The organism is Bacillus cereus group sp. Bce019, assembly GCF_051781745.1.
Lineage (GTDB): Bacteria > Bacillota > Bacilli > Bacillales > Bacillaceae_G > Bacillus_A > Bacillus_A cereus.
This window is the reverse complement of record NZ_JBPWJX010000096.1, coordinates 1-278: the sequence shown is the minus strand read 5'-3', so window position 1 is coordinate 278 and position 278 is coordinate 1. Positions and strand designations below refer to the sequence as shown.

Below are 278 nucleotides of genomic sequence, written 5' to 3'. Positions count from 1 at the left end.
AGTTGACTCAGAAGATTTATGATTTGGCTGGTGAAGAGTTCAATATCAACTCGCCTAAACAGTTAGGTGTTCTCCTCTTTGAGAAGATGGGACTACCTTTGGAATTGACCAAGAAAACCAAGACGGGTTATTCAACAGCGGTTGATGTGCTTGAGCGTTTAGCACCGATTGCTCCAGTTGTTTCAAAAATCTTGGAATACCGCCAAATTACTAAATTACAATCGACTTATGTCATCGGCTTACAGGATGCTATCTTAGCAGATGGTAAGATTCATACC

1 protein-coding gene is annotated in these 278 nt (G+C 40.6%); it reads left to right on the top strand.

Going from position 1 to position 278, the window contains the following annotated elements:
- Nucleotides 1–278: DNA polymerase (locus ACS2QP_RS27595; RefSeq protein WP_438883038.1), on the top strand; the 278-nt coding region annotated here is incomplete at both ends.